Raw genomic sequence first — 23,169 nt, 5'->3', positions numbered from 1 at the left:
TTCCTCACAGGTGTTGTCGCCTTGCGGGGCGGCAGCCATTTGAGTCATGGCTGTTTGCCGCGGGGCAAGGCCATGTGCTGCGCCGCTCATTTGGCGGCGCAGGACCGGGCGCGTTCCTCGCGTTGCGCCTTGCATGCAAAACAACACGGAGACTATGCAATGAATTGGACAGAGCGGATATTCAAACTCAGGGAGCACAACACCAATGTGCGCACCGAACTGGTCGCAGGACTGACGACCTTTCTTTCAATGGCCTACATCATGTTCGTCAACCCCTCCATTCTGGGGGATGCGGGCATGCCAAAAGGCTCGGTCTTTGTCGCCACCTGCCTGATCGCAGCGCTGGGCTCGACCATTATGGCGCTGTATGCCAACTACCCGATCGCGCTTGCGCCGGGCATGGGGCTGAACGCCTATTTTGCCTACGTGGTGGTGCTCAAGATGGGCTATACGTGGGAGGCGGCTCTGGGGGCGGTGTTCATCTCGGGATGTCTGTTCCTGATCTGCACGATGCTGGGCCTGCGTGAGCTCATCATCAAGGGCATACCGCAGTCCATACGCGTGTCCATCACCGTCGGGCTGGGACTGTTCCTGGCGCTGATTGCGCTCAAGACCGCCGGTGTGGTTGCCGCTGACCAAAATACCTATGTGACGCTGGGCGATCTGCACAAGCCCGAGGTCATCATGGCGCTGCTGGGCTTTTTGCTGATCGTGGTGCTGGACCGTCTCAAGGTGCCGGGCGCATTGCTGATCGGCATCCTGGCCGTGACGGTGGCCTCGTTCTTCTTCGGCGGCAATACCTTTCACGGCATCTTCTCGGCACCTCCCTCCATCGAGCCCACCTTCATGAAGCTCGACATCAAGACGGCGCTGACCACGGGCTTCCTCAATGTGGTGCTGGTGTTCTTCCTGGTGGAGCTGTTTGATGCCACCGGCACGCTGATGGGCGTGGCGCGCCGCGCCGGCCTGCTGGTGCCTGAGCGCATGGGGCGTTTCAACCGCTCGCTGCTGGCCGATTCGGGCGCGATTTTCGTGGGCTCCATCCTGGGCACCTCCAGCACCACCGCCTATGTGGAGAGCGCTGCCGGTGTGCAGGCCGGCGGCCGTACCGGTCTGACGGCTCTCACGGTTGCCATGCTGTTCCTGGCCTGCCTGTTCATCGCACCGTTGGCCAGTGTGGTCCCCGGCTATGCCACTGCGCCTGCTTTGCTGTTCGTGGCCTGCCTGATGCTGCGTGACCTGACGGAAGTGCAGTGGGATGAAACCACCGAAGCCATACCGGCAGTCGTCACTGCGCTGATGATGCCTTTCACCTACTCCATCGCCAACGGTCTGGCCTTCGGCTTCATCACCTATGCGGTGCTCAAGCTGTGCACGGGCAAGGTCAAGGAGGTGCACTGGATCATGTGGGTGATTGCTGCCCTGTTCCTGTTCAAGTTCATCTACGTCGGCGGTCACTGAGCGTTCATGCGCTGATCGAACCCGGCCTGGCTCGATGGAGCCAGCCGGGCAGGACATCCAAGATGCGAAAAGCAGTCCGGCTACTGGTGGGTCGGGCTGCTTTTTGCATTGCGGGCGGCCGGCTTTCGGCAGCCTGGCGTCATGCCACCGGCGCTGCACTCCCCGCGCCATGGGCCATGGGCCATGGGCTGAGCATGCCGCGCTCATCCAGCAGCTGCTGGAGCTGTTGGCCAAGCGAGGTCGTGCCCATTTTGCGCAAGCGCGGGCTGTTGCACAGCGACCGCGAGAGCGGAACAGGCCTGCAGTCAGACCGGCGTACGCGCTGTCAAGCGGGGTGGATGGCGCCCAGAATGCGCGGGCCGCTGGCACCCGTCACGCTGGCCAGATTGCCGGGCAGGCCCAGCAGGCATTGGCGTGCCAGCCAGGCAAAGGCTGCGGCTTCCACTTCCAGCGGGGGCAGGCCGCGCTTTGCCGTGGAGGCTACTGTCACGCCCGGCAGCAGGGCGGCCAGGCGTTGCATCAGATAGGTGTTCAGTGCACCGCCGCCGCAGACCAGCAGTTCGGTGCCGCCCCTGCCGATACGCTGCACGGCATGGGCGCAGCTGGCGGCCGTGAATTCGGTCAGGGTCGCCTGAACATCGAGCGCGGCAGCCTGCGCCGCATGTTGCTGCAGATGCCGCTCCAGCCAGCCGGCATGAAACAGATCGCGCCCCGTGCTCTTGGGCGGCTGCTGGGCCAGATAGGGATCGCCCAGCATGGCGGCCAGCAGTTCGGGCAGGACCTTGCCGCTGGCGGCCCACCGGCCGCTGTCGTCATAGCTCTTGCCGGTATGGCGCAGGCACCAGCCGTCCATCAGCGCATTGCCGGTGCCGGTATCGAAGCCCAGCACCGAGCCGTCGGCATCCAGCACGCTGAGATTGGCAATGCCGCCGATATTGAGCACCAGGGCTGTTTCCCCGGGCTTGCCGAACACGCTTTGATGAAATGCCGGCACCAGCGGCGCACCCTGGCCGCCCGCTGCCACATCGCGGCTGCGCAGGTCGGCGACGACGGTGATGCCGGTCAGCTCGGCCAGCAGGGCGGGACTGTTGAGCTGCAGCGTGTAGCCCGTGCCATCGTACATCTGCGGACGGTGGCGCACGGTCTGGCCATGGGCGCCTATGGCCGCGATCTGCCCGGGCTGGACGCCGGCTGCAGCCAGCAGTTGCTGTACCACCTGTGCATAGTGGCGCACCAGTGCATTGGCAGCCAGGGCCGCGCGATGCAGCTCGTCCTGGCCGCCAGCGGTGTTGAGGGCCAGCAACTCGGCGCGCAAGGCCGCGTCGAAGCCGCAGCTGGCATGTTGCAGCACTCGCGTTGCCTGGCTGAAGTCCACGAGAACCCCGTCGACGCCGTCCAGCGATGTGCCGGACATCAGGCCGATATAGAGGGAGCTTTGAGCGGCTTGTTCAATGGCATTGGGCATGGCAGATCAGACGGGTTGGCGTGCGGTTTACTATCTTAGCTGTAGCGTTTGCGGCTTTCCTGGCGGTGGCTGCAAACGATCCTGATGCGGAAATGAAAAAGGGCTGCAATGTGCAGCCCTCAGGTTGTTTCGCGGCGATGGATCAGCGCGCGCTGGCCACGGCGAAGGCCTGCGTGCCGGCGTTGAGTTCGATGCGCATCTGCGCTGCCTGCTGCTCGAAGGCCGGGCGAGCGGCCTTGGAGATGGGCTGGGCGGCATCGGTGATCTGGGCAATGGTCAGCGGGTCGCGCTGCTCGCCCTTGTCGCGGAATTCGAAGTGCAGATGAGGGCCGGTGGCCCAGCCCGTGGAGCCCACGGCGCCGATGATGTCGCCCTGGTCCACGCGTTGACCGCGCTTGACGTCGATGCGGCTCAGGTGGGCATACACGGTGGTGTGCTGGTTGGCGTGATCGACAAAGATCACATTGCCGTAACCGTTTTGTACGCCGGCAAAGGACACGACGCCGTCGCCCACGGTGCGCACCTTGGTGCCCGTGGGTGCCGCGAAGTCGGTGCCCAGATGGGCGCGCCAGGTTTTCTGGATGGGGTGCACGCGCATGGAAAAACCGCTGCTGATGCGCGAGAACTCCACGGGGTAGTTCAGATACGCCTGGCGCAGGCTCTTGCCGTCCAGCGTGTAGTAGGCGCCTTTCTTGCCGGCTTCCTGGAACCACATGGCCTGATGCGACTTGCCATTGTTGTAGAACTCGGTGCTCAGCACGCGGCCGGCGCGCAGCGGCTCGCCATCGGCTTCCAGCGATTCATAGACCACGGCAAAGCGGTCGCCCTTGCGCAGGCCGCGGCGGAAGTCCAGCTCGCCCTGGAAGATGTCGGCCATCTGCATGGAGACACTGTCGGGAATGTCGGAGGCATCCGTGGCGGCAAAGAAGGAGGAGCGGATCACGCCCCCCGCGAGGCGGGGGCTGGCCGTGAGCTTGCCGGTCTCGATCTTGGACTGCAGCTTGCCGTCCACGCGTTCCACGGTCAGGCGCTGAAAGCTGCCGTCTTCGCCGGGGGCCCAGCGCACGGTCAGCTGGCTCAGCTGCTGGTCGGGCGTGGTCTCTGCGGACACCAGGCGGCCGGCGCGGCCCAGCACGTTCTGGCGCACGGCTTCATTGCTGCGCATGAAGGCTGCGGCCTGCGGGTCGGCAATGCCAAGGCGCTGCAGCAGCGACTCGGTGGTGTCGTTGCTGCGGGTGTATTCGGAGCGGTAGAGGGAGAAGGACTGCAGATCCGTCAGATCGGCCAGATCCTGGCCGGCGGCCAGGGAGGCGACGGGTTCGGTCAGTGTGCGTACGGGGAGGTCGGCGGGGTCGGGGCCCAGGCTGGCCACTGCGAAGGCACCGCTGCCACCGGTCAGCAAAACAGTCGCCAGCGCCGCCGTGGCGCGCTTGGGGTGTTTTTGCAGAGCCGATGTCAGCCGTGCAAGCAGGGCACCGCCGGCATTTTTCAAGCCAGTCATCAAAACATCAAATCCTTGGGAAAGCGTGTCGGTGGAGTTGGTATTTGTTACGACTGACACGTCTCCAGCAGCTCTACCGTGCCATAAGTCCATCCAAAGAGGTCTTTATGAGGGAGCAGTCTAGAATTGACCGTAACACCAAACCTCCAAGTATATCGGCCGCGTCCTACCTCGCCTGCCGAAAAACCCTTATGAATCAATCTGCTGTTACAAGTTTTCCCGTGACCGACAGAGTGAACCAGGCGCTGGAAGTCACTCTGCGTGGAGTCGATGAGCTGCTGCCGAGGGACGAGTGGGTCCAGAAGCTGGCCAGGTCCGAAGCCACCGGCGTGCCCCTGCGCATCAAGCTGGGTCTGGATCCGACAGCTCCCGACATTCACCTGGGCCATACCGTGGTGCTCAACAAGATGCGCCAGTTGCAGGATCTGGGCCATCAGGTGATTTTCCTGATCGGCGATTTCACCACGCTGATCGGCGACCCTTCGGGCCGCAACTCCACGCGCCCGCCGCTGACGGCCGAGCAGATCAAGCTCAACGCCGAGACCTATTACACCCAGGCCGCCAAGGTGCTGGATCCGGCCAGGACCGAGGTGCGCTACAACAGCGAGTGGTGCGACCAGCTGGGCGCGCGCGGCATGATCCAGCTGTCGGCCAAGTACACCGTGGCGCGCATGATGGAGCGCAACGACTTCCATACGCGCTTCACCGACGGCAGCTCCATCAGCCTGCACGAGTTTCTCTATCCGCTGCTGCAGGGCTATGACTCGGTGGCGCTCAAGTCCGATCTGGAGCTGGGCGGTACCGATCAGAAGTTCAACCTGATGATGGGCCGTCATCTGCAGGCCGAGTATGGTCAGGAGCAGCAGTGTGTGCTCACAATGCCGTTGCTGGTGGGTCTGGACGGCGTGCACAAGATGTCCAAGTCCAAGAACAACTACATCGGTATCACCGAGGACGCCAACACCATGTTCGCCAAGGTGCTGTCGATCTCGGACGAGCTGATGTGGGACTGGTACACCCTGCTGTCCTTCAAGAGCCTGGCCGAGATCGCTGCGCTCAAGGCCGAGATCGAGGCCGGCGGCAATCCCAAGCATGCCAAGGTGGCGCTGGCCAAGGAGATCACCGCGCGCTTTCACAGCGCCGAAGCCGCCGATGCGGCCGAGCAGGATTTCATCAACCGCTCCAAGGGCGGCATCCCCGACGACATCCCCGAGCTGAGCCTGTCGGGTGCGCCCGCCGGCATTGGCGCGCTGCTCAAGCAGGCCGGCCTGGCTGCATCGACCGGCGAAGCCAACCGCCTGATCGATGGCGGCGGTGTGCGCGTTGACGGCAACGTCATCAGCGACCGCGCTCTGAAGCTGGATGCCGGCACCTTTGTGCTGCAAGTGGGCAAGCGCAAGTTTGCGCGCGTCACGCTGAGCTGAGGGCCCTGGGGCGTCTTGCCCCATTCGCCCCATTCGCCTCTTTTGTGTTTCGCGCCACAGGGCAAGACCTTTGCCGCTGTGGCGTCGCCGAAAGAAGGGGGTAGTAAAAATGAGAGCTGTTTACGCTTGATACATATGCGTTTCAAATCATTTTGTATTTGAAACCGTTGCAGATCATGCGTGGGTAGCTCTCTTTTTTATTGCTCGCTGTGGCTCGCAGCTTGCATGGCGCTGCGGGTCTGCAGGGCTTCGGTCATCAGCCATTGGCAGAAGGCCTGCACTTCGGGCCGTTCGCTGCTGCGCGGGCCTTGCAGCAGCCAGTACGACAGGGGCGATGCCAGGCGATGCTCTGGCAATACCTCGACCAGGGTGCCGGCCGCCAGCGCATCGGCCACCAGCGGCAGGCGCGCAATGGCCAGGCCCTGGCCCGCCAGCGCGGCCTGCACGATCTGGTGGGCGTAGTTGAAGTACAGCCAGCGCGGCGGCTGCAGCTGGTCGCAGCCGTTGGCGGCAAACCAGCGCTGCCAGCTCAGCCACTCCAGCTGGGGCATGCGGTGCACGTCGCCGGTTTCAATCAGCGTGTAGCGGGCCGCATCGGCGGGGCTGCGCACGGCGGGGCCGCTCTTGAGCAGGGCTGGGCTTGCGACCAGCACCAGCTCTTCGCCAAACAGGGCCTTGGCCGCAGCATCGGAGACTCCGGCGCTGTAGCGTATGGCCAGGTCCACATCGGTGGTCTCCAGATCGACCACGGCGTCGCCCGTGTCGATGCGAATGTCGATATCGGGATGGGCGCGCTGGAAAGCTTCCAGGCGCGGAATCAGCCACATGGCGGCAAAGCTGGCCCAGGTGGTGATGGCCACGCTCTTGCGGCCCACAGTCTGGCGGATCTGGCGCACGGTGGCGTCGATCGACTCCAGCGCAGGTTGCACGGCATGCAGCAGCTGGGCACCGGCACCCGTCAGCTCCACGGCGCGCGAATGGCGCAGAAACAGCGGAATGCCGACCTCGTCTTCCAGCGACTGGATCTGGCGGCTGACGGCAGACTGGGTCAGTGCCAGCTCGTTCGCTGCGGCACGAAAATTCAGGTGTCGGGCTACGGCCACAAAGGCGCGCAGATGGCCTGCGCCGACGGCGCGGGTGCGAAGCAGCGGAGTGGGGCTGGTGGTTGCATGAGGCATGGCAGGCAAAGCATAAGGCGTTTGCGGCCACTGTTGCCTGCGCTTGCAGTTGCCGGCAGCGGCTATGGGTCGATAATCAGGCGGTTTTCATCCCACAAATCAATATGACTGCACCTCTGGACATCGTCGTCATGGCTGCCGGCAAAGGCACCCGCATGAAAAGCCGCCATCCCAAGGTGCTGCAAAAGCTGGCCGGTCGTGCCCTGTTGCAGCATGTGCTGGATACCGCTGCGCAGCTCAAGGCGCGCTCGGCGGTGGTGGTGACGGGCCATGGTGCTGCAGAAGTTGAAGCGGCCATCGCCGCTGCCAATGGCGCGAGTGGCGCGGATGGCACCCATGGTGCAATGGATCTGAGGTTTGTGCGCCAGGAGCCCCAGCTGGGAACCGGCCATGCCGTGCAGCAGGCCGTGCCTGCGCTCAAGGACGATGGTCTGGTCGTGGTGCTGTCGGGTGATGTGCCGCTGACCCAGGCCGACACGCTGCAAGGTCTGCTCGATGCCGCAGGCAGCGACAAGATGGCGCTGCTGACCGTGACCATGGCCGATCCCACGGGCTACGGCCGCATCGTGCGCAACGATGCCGGCACGGTGCAGCGCATCGTCGAGCAAAAGGACGCCAGCGAAGCCGAACGTGCCATCACCGAGATCTACAGCGGCATCATGGCCGTGCCAGCCAGGCATCTGACGGCCTGGCTTGCCAAGCTCGACAACAACAATGCCCAGGGCGAGTACTACCTGACCGATATCGTCGCCATGGCCGTGGCCGACGGCGTGCCTGTGGTGGGCCACCGCATTGCCGATGCGCTGCAGGTGGCGGGCGTCAACAGCCCGCTGCAACTGGCCGAGCTGGAGCGCGCCCACCAGCTGCGCCAGGCGCGCCAGCTGATGGAGCAGGGCGTGCGCATGGCCGATCCTGCGCGCTTCGACCTGCGTGACGATGCTCGCGGCACCAAGGCCAGCCTGAGCTGCGGCCAGGATGTGGAAATCGACGTGAACTGCATCTTTGCCGGCAAGGTGACGATCGGCGCCGGCGCCAGGATCGGCGCCAACTGCCATCTCAGCAATGTGAGCATTGCCGAGGATGCCGTGATCCACCCCTTCACGCATATCGATGGCGAGAAGGCCGGTGTGGAAGTGGGTCAGGGCGCGTTGATCGGCCCGTTTGCCCGCCTGCGCCCCGGAGCCAGACTGGGCCGCGAAGTGCATATCGGCAACTTCGTGGAAGTGAAGAACTCCACCCTGGCCGATGGCGCCAAGGCCAACCACCTGGCCTATCTGGGCGACGCCACGGTGGGCGAGCGCGTGAACTATGGTGCAGGCAGCATCACTGCCAACTATGACGGCGTGAACAAGCACCGCACCGTGATCGAGGCCGATGTGCATATCGGCAGCAACTGCGTGCTGGTGGCTCCGGTGACGATTGCCGCCGGCGGCACGGTGGGCGGTGGCTCTACCGTGACCAAGAATACGGAGGCAGGCGCGTTGACGGTAGGACGTGGCAGGCAGGTCAGCATCCGCAACTGGAAGCGCCCTGAAAAGCTGCCCAAAGCCTGATGGAACAAGTGCAGCAAGCTTTGGAGAGCCTGGCGCCTCAGTCCCTGGACGAGGCGCTGGCGCTGCTGGCCAGGCGCGAGGCCGAGCTGGCCGCCTTGCGCACGGCCCAGCAGGAATGGATGCATGCCGTCTCGCATGATTTGCGGGCGCCGCTGCGCCATCTGCTGGCTTTCAATCCGCTGGTTGCCGAGTTGCTGCAGTCCACCAGCCCGGGTGTCGAGGACCTGGAGGAAGCGCGCAGCTTTTTGCAGACCATGGACCAGTCCGCCCAGCGCATGGCGGCCATGCTCGACGGTTTGCTGCAGCTGAACCGGGCTCAGAGCCATGTGCTGCGGCCGCAGCCCGTGGACTTGCAGGCCTTGCTGCCCGGTATTCGGCAGCGTTTGCAGGCTGGCTCGGAAGGCCGAAGCATCGAGTGGTGTCTGCCTGCGGCAGCGCCCATGTTGCTGGCCGATCCTCATCTGCTGGAGCAGGCTTTGAGTGCGGCTCTCGCCAATGCCGTCAAGTTCACGCGCACCATGTCTCTGGCGCGCATTCAGGTCGATGTGCAGCGCGACGGGCAAGGCGGTTGCTGCATCTCGGTGACGGACAACGGAGTCGGCTTCGAGCAGGCGCGCGCGGGCAAGCTGTTTGGCGTCTTTCAGCGCATGCATCGCGAGGCCGAGTTCGAGGGCCTCGGTGTCGGTCTGGCACTGGTGCGCGATATATGTCGTCGCCATGGTGGCGAGGCGGAAATTCAAGCCCGGCCCAATGCGGGATGCCAGTTGCAGATGCACTGGCCAACCTGCCTGCCCTGAGTGCTCAGACCACGTCGCGGTCCAGGTTTTCCTGCCCGGCGCTCGACGGGCTGATTCGCGTGGATTCCGGTCGCATGGGCATGGTCGAGGGACTGTGCTGCCGCTCGGGTTGCTGCGTGGCATCCATCACCTGGTCGCGCCCGCCGCTCTTGGCGCTGTAAAGCGCACTGTCGGCCGCTTTGATCCACTCGGTCACCGAGCCAAAACTGTGATCGGCGGCCGCAACGCCGATACTCGCACTGAGGTGCAGCTGTGGATATTCGCGAATGCGTATATGAGCAATTTTTTCGCAAATACGCATGGCGACCGAATATGCCTCCTTGGCCGTGGTGTGCTTGCAAAGCACGGTGAATTCATCGCCGCCGTAGCGCCCTGCAATATCGTTGTTGCGCAGGCTGCTTCTAATCGCCAGCCCGATCATTTTCAAAACATCGTCGCCCACAATATGGCCGTACAGATCATTCACGCTCTTGAACCGGTCAATGTCAATCACCAGCAGGCAGGTCTGCTCCTTGACGGTGCGGTGCTGGTGCAGCGCGACACGGGCTTTCTTCCACCAGTAATCGCGGCTGTATACCGTGGTCAGCGGATCAATGCGCCCCAATAGCTTGAGCTGCAGGTTCTGCCTGGCCAGAGCCTTGAGCATCCGGCTGTTGGACCAGCTGGCATAGGCGCTGTGCAAAATGATCAGCGGCAGCAGGCTGAGCTGCACCGCCAGTGGTGCGTCCCATTGCGGAGTGGGCGTTAAGGCGATGCCCATGAACAGCATGCCGCACAGCAGCGCGATCAGGGAAGGCAGCCAGCGGCGCTTCAAACCGGTATAGAAGCGGTCGGCCACGCCGATGGCCAGAATGCAGATGCTGGGCAGCAGGCTCCAGTGCATCAGAGAAATCCAGCAGCCGACGATCAGCGCATCTATCAGAGAATTGAAATACTCCGCATGGAACTGATCCTGTTGCCGACTCGAATGCAAAAACGCAATATGCGGCCATAGCAGCGCACTGACCGCAGTGAATGCCCACCATGCGAGATTGGTCGGGAGATATGACAGGCTCGCAGCCACCACTGCTCCGCCCAGTGCCATATAAGAGGCGCGTAGAGGGTAGGTCCGGCGGTGAATATCTCGATGCAAGGGCATCTGGTGGGATTGGCTTAAGTCAAGGCTGCGAGAATAATCGAATTAATACAATTTGTATCAATTATTGAGGGGCTTGCGCGGCGTCCGCACCACACATGGCGGTTCAAAAATAAAGGCGTGCAAGTCCCTAATGATTGGGGACGGGCAAGGGCAGTGCGGTACTGAATTTGGCTCGCTTGATGCTGAAGAAGGCTTTGACATTGCGCACATTGGCATCCTGCGTGAACAGCTTCTGGCTCAATGCCAGGTAGGCCGGCATATCGATGCAGGCAATGACGAGGATGAAGTCGGGGCCGGGAGAGACGCGCCAGCATTGCTGCACGCCGGGTTCGGCCACTGCCTTGTGCTCGAATTGCAGCAGTGAGCTGCTGTCTTGTCGGTCCAGCGAGACTTCCACAATGGCCTGCAGGCCATGACCGGTGAGGCGGGCGATGTGTTCGCTGCTCAGAATGGCGACTTGTTTCTCGATCAGGCCCAGCTCCTGCAGGCGCTTGACCCGGCGCAGGCAGGTAGGGGCAGACAGCTCGAGATGCCGGGCCAGGGCCTGGTTGCTCAGGCTGGCATCCAGCTGCAATTGCTGTAGCAGTTGCAAGTCGGTATCGTCCAGATTGATGGAATTTTCATTCATTTATATGAATTTTATTGAATAAATAATCAATATTCTTGTTTGGTGAAATTTTCAATCATTTCGTTGTTTTTATTGATTGAAAATTTTTTATTGTAGCCGTTAGCATGCTCGCTCAAACAACCTAAGGTGTACCTCTATGTGTGGCATTGTTGCTGCGGTGTCTCATCGCAATATCGTTCCGGTTCTGGTCCAGGGTCTGCAGCGACTCGAGTATCGCGGTTATGACTCCTGTGGTGTGGCTGTACAGGCCGCTGATGCCAACGGCTTGAGCCAGGGCTTGCAGCGCGCGCGCTCTACAGCCCGCGTGGCCGAGTTGATGGAGCAGGTCAAGACCGAGCATGTGGAAGGTTTCACCGGCATTGCCCATACCCGCTGGGCCACTCACGGCGAGCCTGCGGTGCGCAATGCCCATCCGCACTTCAGCCATGGTCCCGGCATCTCGCCCGTGGCTGATGCCGATGCACCGGCACGCGTGGCATTGGTGCACAACGGCATCATCGAGAACTACGAAGCCTTGCGTGCCGAGCTGCAGGCCAAGGGCTATGTATTTGCCAGTCAGACCGACACCGAGGTCATCGCCCATCTGGTGGACAGTCTCTACAACGGCGATCTTTTCGACGCCGTGCAAGCCGCAACGGCTCGCCTGCATGGCGCCTATGCGATTGGCGTGATGCACCGGGACGAACCTCGCCGTGTGGTGGGTGCTCGTGCCGGCTCGCCGCTGATTCTGGGTGTGGGCAAGGACGGCGCGGAGCATTTCCTGGCCAGCGATGCCATGGCGCTGGCGGGTGTGACCGACCAGATCGTGTACCTTGAAGAGGGCGATCTGATCGATCTGCAGCCGGGACGCTACTGGGTCATCAGCAAGAGCGGCGAGCGCCTGACAGAGCAGCAGCGTCCGGTCAGGACCGTGATGGCGCACAGCGGCGCAGCCGAGCTGGGCCCTTATCGCCACTACATGCAAAAGGAAATCTTCGAGCAGCCGCGCGCACTGGGCGATACGCTGGAGGGCTTGAAGAACATTGCCCCCGAGCTGTTTGACGGGGTCACTTCGGAAGGCAAGACCGGTGCTGCTGCCTGGCGCGTGTTCAAGGAGATCGACCGGGTCCTGATTCTGGCCTGCGGCACCAGCTATTACAGCGGCTGCACGGCCAAGTACTGGATAGAGGCGATTGCCGGCATTCCCTGCAATGTGGAAGTGGCCAGCGAGTACCGCTACCGCACCAGCGTGCCCGATCCCAAGACCCTGATCGTGACCATCAGCCAGTCGGGCGAGACCGCCGATACATTGGCGGCCCTGCGCCATGCCCAGAGCCTGGGCATGAAGCACAGCCTGACCATCTGCAATGTGGCCACCAGCGCCATGGTGCGCGAGTGCGAGCTGGCCTACATCACGCGCGCCGGCGTGGAGATCGGCGTGGCATCGACCAAGGCCTTCACGACACAGCTTGCAGGCCTGTTCCTGCTGACGCTGGCGCTGGCTCAGTCCAAGGGACGTCTCACGGAAGAGAAAGAGCAGCAATATCTGACGGCCATGCGCCACCTTCCCGTGGCCCTGCAATCCGTGTTGGCGCTGGAGCCGCAAATCATCAGCTGGGCTGAAGACTTTGCAAAGAAGGAAAACGCACTGTTCCTGGGTCGCGGCATTCACTACCCCATTGCACTGGAAGGTGCGCTCAAGCTCAAGGAAATCAGCTACATCCACGCCGAGGCCTATCCCGCCGGCGAGCTCAAGCATGGCCCGCTGGCGCTGGTGGACAGCCAGATGCCTGTGGTCACCGTGGCCCCCAACGACGAACTGCTGGAAAAGCTCAAGAGCAATATGCAGGAAGTGCGTGCGCGCGGCGGTGTTCTCTATGTGCTGGCCGATGCCAAGACCAATATCGAAAGCAGCGAAGGCATGCATGTCATTCGCATGCCCGAGAACTATGGTGCGCTGAGCCCCATCCTGCACGTGGTGCCGCTTCAGCTGCTGGCCTATCACACTGCGGTGGCACGCGGCACCGATGTGGACAAGCCGCGCAACCTGGCCAAGTCGGTCACGGTGGAATAAGCCAATGGCTTCGTGCTGACAAGAGTAAATAAATTTTGTCGGACGCGAATAAAGTTAGTAGGGCTGGGTGTCCCACTTTTTGCTTGAGTTAGCAGCAGTAAAAAAGCGCTCGGATGTGAGCGCTTTTTTGTGTCCAGAGTTTCACCGCTCTTCCTGGGCAGGACTCCTTTGTCGGAATGCTGCTCTGTGACGAATTTGTATTTCGGTCGGAGGATGGTTCGAAGGCTTGTCGAGTTTAGACGCTTGCTTCAGGCTGCAAGCGGTTGATGGTGGTGTCGCAAAGCAGTCGAACAAGGATCGACAAGGTCGACGCCAGTGTCATAGATCCCAATAGCGCCGCTGAACACCACGTTAGCCGCACTGGCGCGGTATCAGGTGCGGGGGCACGGCTCCGTGCAACCCGAGCGCCCAAATGTCTATTTCGATGATCTCGTGTTCTGCCTCAGTCGGCGCACATCCAACTCACGCGCAGGGCTGTTTTGTCGCTTGCAACCGCAAGAGGTGGTTACGCCACCAGTGATTTATGCAGATTTCGCCGACTAGGTGTTTAGTCCTGGCATTTGATGGAGCGGAGCGAGTTTGAAGCGTTTGGGCTCGGATGTCCACTGCTTGCAAATGAACTCATACGGCGTCAAGCCCTTGAGCGTCTTGAGTCTTCGCCCGAAGTTGTAGGCAGCGATGAAGTCAGCCAGATGCTGCTGCAGCTGCTCGTGATCGTCGTAATGAAAGCGCTTGACGGTAGCTTCTTTGATGGTCCGGTTCATTCGCTCAACCTGCCCGTTGGTCCAAGGATGTTTGATCTTGGTAAGGCGATGTTCAATGTTGTGCTCGGTGCAGACGCGGCCAAAAATATGATCGCTAGCCCACCGATCACACGCACGGTTCATAAACTGGATGCCAGACCGGTGCACGATGCTGTTGTCGTTTGGCAGAAGACCTCTTGCATTTAGTGCGTTATCAGTCAGCACCGTATGGATGGTGTATGGCACTGCGCTGACCAGATGCTGCAGGAACTGTGCAGCAATCATCTTGCCGGCCTTGGCATGGAGTTCGATAAAAGCGAACTTGGAAGTTCGGTCAATGGCCACAAGCAGATAGAGCTTGCCTTGGGCTGTTTGCACCTCGGCAATGTCGACGTGGAAGTAACCGATTGGATAGCTCTTGAACTTCTTCTTGACAGGCTTGTTGCCTTCAATCTCTGGCAGCCGCGAGATGCCATGACGCGGCAGACATCGATGCAGCGACGAGCGCGTCAGATGCGGGGTGCTCGGCTGCAGTGCATAGAGGCAATCGTCCAGCGGCAGCAAGGTATGCCTGCGAAAGGCGATGATCGCCGCCTCATCTTCAACGGACAAAATGGTGGAGCACGGCTGCCTCGGCCCTGTTGGCAGATCGGCGACCGAGGTTCGCTTCTGCCACTTCGCCACCGTCTTCTGACTGATCCCGTAGCGCTTGGATAGTGCTCTTCAGCGCTCTTGACTATGTTGTATCGCTCGACGGACTGCCTCTGTCGTTGTGGCGCTCACGTGCAGTACCTGGCTCATAGTGCTTCCTTCCATTCATGGGAAAAAATTGCACCATCAAAACGTGGGATCAAACACCTGTTGCGGGTTGTCCAAATTTTTCTCAAAAGGAAGAGGCTTGCCGTTCATATGCGCAGTCCATCAGTGTGCAAGTGATGGACCTTGTCCCGGGGGAAGAGCAAGATCACCGCTTGAGTTTGACTGACTCATACAGGAATACTTATTAGGAACCGTACGGTTTTATCCTTTCTCAAGTCTTCCAGCACTACCTCTCCGTTATGTAGCTCTGCGATCCGGCGAACCAAGTACAAGCCCAGCCCTGCCCCTGGAGATTGTTGAGCCTGCCGGCCTCGAAAATATTTTTCGAACAGATAGGGCACTTCTTCGACAGGTATCTCAGTACCAGGGTTACTGACCCGAAAGGCAATTCTGCTTTGAGATTGCCTCAAGACCTCCAAATCGAACTGCAGGCCAGACGCTGTGTGACGATCGGCATTCGCCAACAGATTACGGATCGCCACCCTCATAAGCTGCAAATCGCACCACAGCCGATCGGGAATGGTTGCGTCATGCAGTCTCACTCTTTCTTCAGGCCAGTCTGATACCAACTCATCCAAAAGTTCGCGCAACTCCGCGCCAGAGCACTCCCGCGGTTGAAACGGTGCATGCTCGGTGTTCATGCGATCGGTGCTCAAATACTCATCGACCAGTGCCATCATCCGCTTGGCTGCGTTGCGCAGATTTACGCATCGTGCCAACGTCTTTTCACGCGCTGCATCAATATTGCGAGCGATCTGCTGAGCAGTCGTGTTGACGATGGCCAACGGCGTGAGAAACTCATGTGAAATCATTGCGATGAAATCCAGTTGTGACTGCCTGGTCCGGCGCTCTGTCTCCAGTGCCGCCCGCAGTTCTGTCTCCAGATACTCTCTTCGTCCAATTTCCTGACGCAAAGCCTCAGTTCGACGAAGTACTTCCTGCTCCAGCAGCTCGTTTTGTTGCTCGACCAACGCCACAACGCGCTGCTGCGCGGCTTCCTTCTCTCGGTGCATGCTGTCGTAGTTCCCACTGAGCCGAACGCTCATCACAACCATGTGAACCAGAGTACCCAAGGCTGCGGCGTTCTGAGAGATCACTGAGTTTGGAACCAGCCCTAGGTTGCGCAAGAAGGAGACCATCACGCCAGCGTAATAGATACCAAACACCAGCAGAAATGCGCGTGCCCGGCCATCGTCTCTTTGCAGCATCCAGATAGCCGTCCCTATCATGATGAGCATGGCCGCCAAGGCAGAAAGCTGCATCAGCAGCATGCCGGAGCCGAAGTCACCTGCGATTACCAGCGTCGCTGCAATCAGCCCTATCGCGGTAAAGACGACAATCAAGCCCCGACTGAAGCGCGGCATTCTCTGTGCCAGCCCCAGTTGCATATCACTGTAGAACACCCCTACAGGTAAGGCCGCACACAAGACCAAGCTCAGCCAATAGTCCGAAAGCCATCCCGGCAGACCGAAGGTCTGTTGGGCCAGGCCGGAAGTCAGCCACTCGCTTTGCAAAGCAATCCCCACATAAGCCACGTACCAGGCATTAACCGTCTCGCGCGTCTTAAACCAGAACAACGCATGAAATAGGATCAGCAGCAGTCCGAAACCAAGGCCCAGCCCGTAATAAAAGCTTTCGCGCTGCGATTCGGATCCATGCAACTCTGGCGTGGCAATTTCCAGGCGTGTCGTCAGCGCATTGCGTGTCTGTACGCGCAATAGAAGGGATTCGGGAGCTGCGCTGTCCAGTTGCAGCGGCAGCACAGGATTCCTTGCATTGATAGGCCAAAGTCGGCGATCTTGCTCCTCGCCGGAATGCTGCACTAACTGCCAATACCCGAAACGATCACGCCGATACAAGCGTACATCGTCAAGCAATGCATTGCTGAACTTAAGCAGCCAGCGGGCAGGAGCATCTCTGCCACGTTGCACGCTTAGGCGAAGCCATACCGCATCATCGGTATAGCCCAGATTCACAGAGCCGGGCAGAGCTCGCCACGAAGCTGCCGCGTCCGCTGCATCGGCATCCATTAATTCACCTGGATCGCGCAAAAGCGCCAGATAGCCATTGGCCGAAATGCTGTCGCCAACCTCAAGCTGCAACACGGGCTGAGCATAGGCGGAAGGGCAGGCCAGAGCCAGCAACAGTACCGTCATCAACACCCACAACCTGTGCTGGGCCAGCCGTGCCAATGGAAACAATATCAGGGTCCACATCGGCGCAGATTATCGGTGTACGAACGATGTGTGCCCGGACTGCGGGAGCTGCTGCCTGTAGCACAATACCGACCAATGCTCAGATTGGCGCACTCCCTGCGACCTACCCTACACTCATGTTTGATGTGATCTTGCTCGAAGACGAAGCGGTGCTGCGTGACGAACTGTGCGACTTTCTCAGTGACTGCGGCTATCGCGTCGACGCAGAGTCCTCGTTGGCTGGCTTTCGTAGGCGCTTTGATCCGAATCGCCACGGCCTAGCACTGCTCGACCTTGGGCTGCCCGACGGCGATGGCTTAGCTGTGATCCAGGAACTGCGTACACGCGGCGAAAATCTAGGCATTGTGGTGTTCACAGCGCGTGGTAGTGCACGCGACCGCGTCAGCGGCCTGGATGCCGGAGCGGACCACTACCTTTCCAAAACCTCAGATCTGGACGAGCTGGCCGCAACCCTGGCGGCACTGTCCAGACGGCTGAACGCACCCAGCACCAAAAAGGCAGACACCTGGGTGCTGAAACCGGGACCCCGCAGCCTGCACCCACCAAGCGGACCAACCATCGCTCTTTCCGAGCAGGACTTGATCGTATTACAAGAGCTGATGCGCCATGCAGGCCATATCGTTAGCCGAAGACAGATCATTCAAGCTCTGGACGAGGACTACCTCAGCTATGACCAGCGGCGATTGGATACCCAGATGCGCCGCCTTCGTCGCAAGGTCGACGAATGCAGCGGACTGACATTGCCGATCATCACGGCGCGCAATGTGGGCTATCGCTTCCATGCGAACGCGCTCGTCAGCATCTGAACGCCGCCCAGCACTCACGCAGAAACTTTATCCGCAACCTGCAGTTAAGCCACTTCTGCTCAGAATCCCTCAGATTGGCTACCTTTAATGCGCTTATAACCAGCTGCCGGGCAGCCAAGGCGCCATCTTGAGCCAATTTCATCAATGGCTCCACGATCGCGAGCTGCCGAGCGCTTTGTCAGACTGTGTCGTCCTTAACTACAGGTCGGCCATTGCCCCATCATGCATCGCACCCTTCTTCTGACCGCAGGCATGGCTTGCTGCCTAGCCTTTTCAGCATCTGCTCAAGCCATAACCGATTTACCCTCCGGTCTGCCGGCGGCTCTGCGCAGCATGCTGCAAAACCACCCCGCTCTGGCTGGAAAGCAAGCCCAGGTTAGAGCCAAGGAATCCGCTGCCGATGGCGCGCGTGCCGCACGCTACCCCACGCTCAGTACCTCGATCGGCACCGGTCAGAGTTCAGGCTACAGCGGCGCTAGTACCGCCACGATTAACGCTAGACAGCCCCTGTGGGCATTCGGTCGTATCGACAACGCAATCGCCTATGCCGACCAGGATGTTCAGGTGCAGCAGGCCGAAGTCTGGTTCACCATGCGGCAGCTGCTGGAGGAAACCGCCGTTAGCTACTCCAACGTGCAAGGCGCGCGTGAGCGTCTTGCAGTTGCGGAGCAAAGCGTGCTTCGTCATCAGGAGTTGCAGCAGCAAATCCAGCGCCGTGCTACCGGTGGTCTGGCCTCTGCAGTGGATGTCAGCATGGCTCAGACCCGGCTGCTACAAGCCCGTGCCCAGCGCGAAACCGCTGGAGCCGATCTGCGCAATGCCGAGGCTGCGTTATTGGCTCTAACTCAATTGACGGTGGCCAGCGATCTGCCAGCGCCTTCCTTCATGCTTGATCTTCCTGGCGAACCAGTGATCAACGAGCAGGTATTGGGGCAAAGTGCACCTGTGCGCCTGCGCGAATCCATGGTGACTCTGGCCGAGGCCGATGTGCAGCGCGCACGTACCGCCAACATGCCCACGGTGCTTCTGGAGGCCGGGCGCAACCAGGTTGCAAGGCTGCCCAATCAAACCAGCAGTACGACGCTCAATATCGTCATGCAAGCCAGCTTGGAAGGTATGGGGTTGGCCAATCAGGCGCAACAGCGAGCTGCATTGGAACGCGTCGAAGCCGCACGCCAGGACTTGGCCCAGCAGCGCCACGAACAGCAGATCCAGCTGCTCCAGTTACTGGACCGTCGTGCCTCCGACCAGACCTTGCTGGCTGGTTATGCCGAATCGGTGATGACGCTGGAGAGCACCCTGGCATCGTTTCGCCGCCAATACGAATCCGGCTACAAAAGTTGGCTCGACGTGCTCAACGCCGTACGTGAGCTGGCAGATCAGCAAATGCAGCAAGCCCAGGTGCAAGCCAGCTGGCGCGTCAACAGCTTGCGCCTGTCTGCTCGCATGGGGCGGCTGGACCCCCCAGGTGCCATGCCTGCCATGTTCTCGCAACCTCGATAAGTTCCCATGAAACCCGTATCCCTGCCCGAACTGCAGGCCCTGCTGGGCAAATTGCGTATCAGTGCCAACGCCTCAGAACTGGCCCAGGCCTACGGCCACGCATCGAAAACCCGGACACAGGTACACCCACTGGAGCAACTCAGGCAGTTGCTGGTGGAGGCCGGCCTGAAGGATATCCAGGCAGCCATACTGCCTTGGCGCCGTCTGGATCCACGCCGGCTACCAGCATTGCTCTGGTTTAAAGAGGAATGGTGGCTTGCCGAGCGCACGGCTCCCGGACGGATCAGCCTGAGTCGTGAGGGCGCCGCACAGTGTGAGTGCACTGAAGATGCCTTGCATGAAGCCGAGGTGCTGTGGCTACGTGCCCCGGCTAGGCACAGTAGAGACGACGCAGAAGAAGACCCAAGCAACCCGGCACTGCATATGGTCTGGCACGAATTGCTGCGCAGCCGGGGCTGGATTCCACGTGTGGTGGTCGCCACTCTGCTGGTGAACCTGTTAGCGATCCCGACCTCTATCTTCGCCATGCAGGTCTATGACCGCGTCGTTCCCACAATGGCCTACGCGACCTTGGCCACCCTGACTGTCGGCATGTTGCTGATGATAGGTTTGGACTGGCTGCTCAAGACGTTGCGCGCCCATATCCTGGACAGTGTGAGCTGTGGCATGGATCAGCGCCTGTCCCAGCGGGTCTATGAACATCTGCTGCGCTTACAGCTTGATCAACAGCCGCGAAGCCTCGGCACACTTGCAGCGCAGGTCGGAGCGCTGGACTCGGTACGGCAGTTTTTCTCATCCAGCATCATCTTCGCGCTGGTAGATCTGCCATTTGCGCTGCTCTTCATCGGCCTCATCGCACTGATTGGCGGGCATATCGGCTGGGTCTATGCCGGTATATTGCCCGTGGCGCTGCTGATAGGTCTGTACACCCGGTTGCGCCTGCGTCGGCTGACCCGCCAGCAGATGATGCGCAGCAACGAGCGCCAGGGCCTGCTGGTGGATAGCATTCGGGGTGCGGAAAGCATACGTGCCAGTCATGCTGGCTGGCGCTTTGCCCAGGACTGGCAGAAGCTGAGCCAGTCGATTGCTGGCTATAGCATCCAGCACAAATCCCTGGCTCATTTCAGTGCCACCACTACAGCCAGTCTATCCACGCTGGCCTATGTTGCCGCTATCGTCGTTGGCGTCTGGCAGGTCGAAGCCGGACATCTGACTATGGGCGGCATGATCGCCTGCAGTATCCTAGGCGGGCGAGTCATCGCACCCATCGCCCAGGGGGTGCAATATCTGGTGCAATGGCAGCAGGTCAGCGAATCGCTGCAAATGGTGAATGGCCTGTTGAAACTCAACCCCGAGCGCCGCCCTCACCAGACCTTGCTTCTGCCCGAGCGCCAGCCCGAGAGATTGGCCGTCGAGCAACTGCGCTTTGCCTTTCCCAACTCCCCGCTTCAACTGCTGAATCTGCCACGTCTCGAATTCAAGTCCGGTGAGCGCGTGCTGCTGCTCGGCCCCGTGGGCGGTGGTAAATCCACTTTACTCAAGGTTTTGGCCGGCCTATATCGCCCCAGCGAAGGCCGCGTACGCTTGGGCGATGCTGACTTGTGGGAGATAGACCCTCAGCTCGTCAGCACCCAGGTCGGCTACCTGCCTCAGAACGTGCAATTGTTCAAGGGTACGCTGCGCAGCAATCTATCACTGTCTGGTGCCGTCAGTGATTCCGCCATGCTTGAAACTGTGCGCGCACTTGGCTTGGACCAGGTCGCGGCCGGTAGCCCGCAAGGCATGGATATGGAAATCAGCGAAGGCGGCGAAGGCTTGTCCGGCGGCCAACGGCAGCTCGTGGGCCTGGCTCGCGTGCTGATGGCTCGTCCCCGCATCTGGCTGCTCGATGAACCCACTGCCTCCCTGGACGGCGATGCCGAGGCTCGTGTCTGGCAGCAGTTGCAGCAGTTGCTGCGCCCAGAGGACATTCTTATTGTGTCCACACATCGGCCCATGGCCGCCATGGCGCTGGCCACCCGCGTCATCGTGCTGCAGCAGGGTCAAGTCAGTCGTGATGGTCGGCCTGACCAAGTCATGCCCGGCTTGATGGCTCGTGCTGGTGGTGCCCCGGTCACTATGCCCGACGCTGCAGCGCCTCAGCAGCCCTCAGCGATGCAGTTGCGGCAAGTACGTGTGCAGCCTCAGACTGCGGCGCATGCCACCCCCACCAGCACTCCGGCTGCAACGCTTGGCGGCATGGCGGCACAGACGAAGGAGTAATGCATGCCCATAGACCTGTTTGAAGAAGAGAGCGCTGACTCCGCCCGCGTGCAGCGCCTCAAAAACTACCACCAAAGCCGCGCAGCTGCCGGTCTGATCTGGGGCATTGCGCTTGCTTTGGTCGGCTTTGTGCTGTGGGCCATGTTTTTCCAGATCGACGAAGTTGCCAAGGCGCGCGGCGAGGTCATTGCCAGCAGCCGGGTGCAAATCATTCAGTCCGTGGATGGAGGCGTATTGTCCGAACTGAATGTTAGAGAAGGAGATCAGGTGCGTGCCGGCCAGCTTTTGGCTAGGCTGGACCCCACGCGGCTGGAAGCGGCCGCAGGCGAAGTCGATGCCCGCATTGCCGGCCTGCAAGCCAGAATCGCCAGACTGCGCGCAGAAGCCATGGGCCTGGCCGCACCACAATTCCCTGGCCAGGTCAGCGCTGGCCTGCGCGAGCAGGCCGCCATCGAGCGCGCCTTATTCGTGCAGCGTCGCCAAGGCCTGCAGGAAGATCTGCGCACCCTGCAAACCGCCGTGGACCTGGCTCGCAAGGAGCTGGTGCTGGTGGAAGGGCTGCAGCGCTCCGGTGACGTTAGTACTGCCGAAGCGCTACGCGCACAGCGCGGCGTAAACGATGCCGAGGCCAGACTTATTGGTCGGCGCAACAAATTTTTGGAGGATGCCCGCGCCGACCTGAGCAAGGCCGAGGACGAACTCAGCCAGGTCAGCCAGTTGAGAACCCGCCGCCGTCAGGAAGTGCATGACAGCATCTTCACCGCAGCCGGCTCCGGCATTGTCAAGAATGTGCGCGTCACCACACTGGGCGGCGTGTTGCGGGCGGGTGAGGAAATCATGCAGATCGTGCCCCAGGACGATGCACTCATTCTTGAAGCCAAGGTACTGCCCGCCGACATTGCGCGCGTGCGCGTAGGTCTACCAGCCACGGTGCGCCTGGATCCATTCGACTACACCATCTATGGTTCCGTGCAGGGCGAGGTGACCTATGTCAGTGCCGACACGCTCAAGGAAAATACGCCGCGCGGCGAAGAAATTTATTATCGCGTTCACGTGCGGCCTCAGATGCCCAAGCCGGGTCAGCCCGTGGTCAGCAGCACCGGACGCACGCTGGAAATTTTGCCCGGCATGACCGCGCAGTTGGACATACGCACCGGAGAGCGCACGCTGATGAACTATCTGCTCAAGCCGCTGAACAAGACGATCAGCGAGTCCTTCAAGGAGCGTTGAATTACAACACACACGGACGCGTTGCCTATATTCATAGCAACGCTTTTCCTTGTGCCAATCAAGGCAGTGCGCCAAGCTCTATCGCCGGCAGATCATGCGGGATGCAGAAAACATGGTGCGTACCCTCAAAAGCTAACGCAAAGTACAACAGGCCTCGATGACGCATCAACCTGCGGCGAGTGGCACTAGATGCCATGAACCCGTAGGACTGTACTATCAGGCAGGGGGGGTCTCCTGCCTTTTTCATTCCGGCGCACTTGAACTTCAGGCAAGGCTGTGCCTTCGTACCGGCCCTTTGGACTCTTGCAGTCTGGCAAGCTCAAACCCCAGTGGCCAAGAAGTGCAGATTGCTCCCCCAACTCTTTGGATCTTCTCCCAGTCAAGCTCATCGA

The 23,169-nt window shown here is 60.7% G+C and carries 15 protein-coding genes and 1 pseudogene; 9 read left to right on the top strand and 7 right to left on the bottom strand.

Translation table 11 applies throughout. The features are described from left to right. The first annotated feature begins 159 nt into the window (after window positions 1–159). Window positions 160–1,461: an NCS2 family permease gene (locus tag QYQ99_RS09320; RefSeq protein WP_302092378.1), complete on the top strand. Its 1,302-nt coding sequence runs from the start codon at window positions 160–162 to the stop codon at window positions 1,459–1,461. A 325-nt stretch (window positions 1,462–1,786) separates the two neighbouring features. On the opposite strand, the gene QYQ99_RS09315 is transcribed toward QYQ99_RS09320, so the two are convergent. After that, window positions 1,787–2,926, bottom strand: coding sequence for an anhydro-N-acetylmuramic acid kinase (locus QYQ99_RS09315; RefSeq protein ID WP_302092377.1), 1,140 nt, complete (start codon window positions 2,924–2,926; stop codon window positions 1,787–1,789). A gap of 142 nt (window positions 2,927–3,068) precedes the next feature. Next, window positions 3,069–4,427, bottom strand: coding sequence for a M23 family metallopeptidase (locus QYQ99_RS09310; RefSeq protein WP_302092376.1), 1,359 nt, complete (start codon window positions 4,425–4,427; stop codon window positions 3,069–3,071). A gap of 191 nt (window positions 4,428–4,618) precedes the next feature. On the opposite strand from QYQ99_RS09310, the gene tyrS reads away from it, so the two are divergent. Beyond that, window positions 4,619–5,851, top strand: a complete 1,233-nt coding sequence (gene tyrS / locus QYQ99_RS09305) for a tyrosine--tRNA ligase (protein WP_302092375.1) — start codon at window positions 4,619–4,621, stop codon at window positions 5,849–5,851. Between the two features lie 197 nt (window positions 5,852–6,048). On the opposite strand, the gene QYQ99_RS09300 is transcribed toward tyrS, so the two are convergent. Beyond that, window positions 6,049–7,029 carry a LysR substrate-binding domain-containing protein gene (locus QYQ99_RS09300; RefSeq protein ID WP_302092374.1) on the bottom strand — a complete coding sequence of 327 codons (981 nt, stop codon included), beginning with the start codon at window positions 7,027–7,029 and terminating at the stop codon, window positions 6,049–6,051. A 104-nt stretch (window positions 7,030–7,133) separates the two neighbouring features. On the opposite strand from QYQ99_RS09300, the gene glmU reads away from it, so the two are divergent. Together glmU and QYQ99_RS09290 are read left to right on the top strand one after the other, a co-directional pair. Beyond that, complete coding sequence (glmU, locus tag QYQ99_RS09295) at window positions 7,134–8,582, top strand: bifunctional UDP-N-acetylglucosamine diphosphorylase/glucosamine-1-phosphate N-acetyltransferase GlmU (RefSeq protein ID WP_302092373.1); 1,449 nt, start codon at window positions 7,134–7,136, stop codon at window positions 8,580–8,582. Continuing rightward, window positions 8,582–9,379 carry a sensor histidine kinase gene (locus tag QYQ99_RS09290; protein ID WP_302092372.1) on the top strand — a complete coding sequence of 266 codons (798 nt, stop codon included), beginning with the start codon at window positions 8,582–8,584 and terminating at the stop codon, window positions 9,377–9,379. Before glmU ends, QYQ99_RS09290 begins: the two co-directional genes overlap by 1 nt. A gap of 4 nt (window positions 9,380–9,383) precedes the next feature. Here the strand turns inward: QYQ99_RS09290 and QYQ99_RS09285 are convergent, their stop codons facing one another. After that, window positions 9,384–10,463 (bottom strand): sensor domain-containing diguanylate cyclase, encoded by a 1,080-nt coding sequence (locus tag QYQ99_RS09285; protein WP_302092371.1) that lies wholly within the window; start codon window positions 10,461–10,463, stop codon window positions 9,384–9,386. Between the two features lie 181 nt (window positions 10,464–10,644). After that, window positions 10,645–11,145 (bottom strand): Lrp/AsnC family transcriptional regulator, encoded by a 501-nt coding sequence (locus tag QYQ99_RS09280; RefSeq protein WP_302092370.1) that lies wholly within the window; start codon window positions 11,143–11,145, stop codon window positions 10,645–10,647. A 136-nt stretch (window positions 11,146–11,281) separates the two neighbouring features. On the opposite strand from QYQ99_RS09280, the gene glmS reads away from it, so the two are divergent. Then, window positions 11,282–13,198, top strand: coding sequence for a glutamine--fructose-6-phosphate transaminase (isomerizing) (gene glmS, locus QYQ99_RS09275; RefSeq protein ID WP_302092369.1), 1,917 nt, complete (start codon window positions 11,282–11,284; stop codon window positions 13,196–13,198). 539 nt (window positions 13,199–13,737) lie between these two features. Here the strand turns inward: glmS and QYQ99_RS09265 are convergent. Both QYQ99_RS09265 and QYQ99_RS09260 read right to left on the bottom strand, forming a co-directional pair. Continuing rightward, window positions 13,738–14,742: pseudogene (locus QYQ99_RS09265) on the bottom strand (IS481 family transposase). A gap of 185 nt (window positions 14,743–14,927) precedes the next feature. After that, window positions 14,928–16,976 (bottom strand): sensor histidine kinase, encoded by a 2,049-nt coding sequence (locus QYQ99_RS09260; protein WP_302092368.1) that lies wholly within the window; start codon window positions 16,974–16,976, stop codon window positions 14,928–14,930. A gap of 116 nt (window positions 16,977–17,092) precedes the next feature. On the opposite strand from QYQ99_RS09260, the gene QYQ99_RS09255 reads away from it, so the two are divergent. The 4 genes from QYQ99_RS09255 (at window position 17,093) to QYQ99_RS09240 (ending at window position 22,777) form a co-directional block, all read left to right on the top strand. After that, on the top strand, window positions 17,093–17,782 hold the full coding sequence (locus QYQ99_RS09255; protein ID WP_302092367.1) for a response regulator transcription factor: 690 nt from the start codon (window positions 17,093–17,095) through the stop codon (window positions 17,780–17,782). A 333-nt stretch (window positions 17,783–18,115) separates the two neighbouring features. Beyond that, window positions 18,116–19,285 (top strand): TolC family protein, encoded by a 1,170-nt coding sequence (locus QYQ99_RS09250; RefSeq protein ID WP_302092366.1) that lies wholly within the window; start codon window positions 18,116–18,118, stop codon window positions 19,283–19,285. Between the two features lie 6 nt (window positions 19,286–19,291). Beyond that, window positions 19,292–21,547, top strand: coding sequence for an ATP-binding cassette domain-containing protein (locus QYQ99_RS09245; RefSeq protein WP_302092365.1), 2,256 nt, complete (start codon window positions 19,292–19,294; stop codon window positions 21,545–21,547). A 3-nt stretch (window positions 21,548–21,550) separates the two neighbouring features. Next, window positions 21,551–22,777 (top strand): HlyD family efflux transporter periplasmic adaptor subunit, encoded by a 1,227-nt coding sequence (locus QYQ99_RS09240; RefSeq protein WP_302092364.1) that lies wholly within the window; start codon window positions 21,551–21,553, stop codon window positions 22,775–22,777. Window positions 22,778–23,169: the final 392 nt, after the last annotated feature.

It is taken from the genome of Comamonas testosteroni, assembly GCF_030505195.1.
Lineage (GTDB): Bacteria > Pseudomonadota > Gammaproteobacteria > Burkholderiales > Burkholderiaceae_C > Comamonas > Comamonas testosteroni_G.
This window is presented reverse-complemented; position numbering and strand designations above follow the sequence as displayed.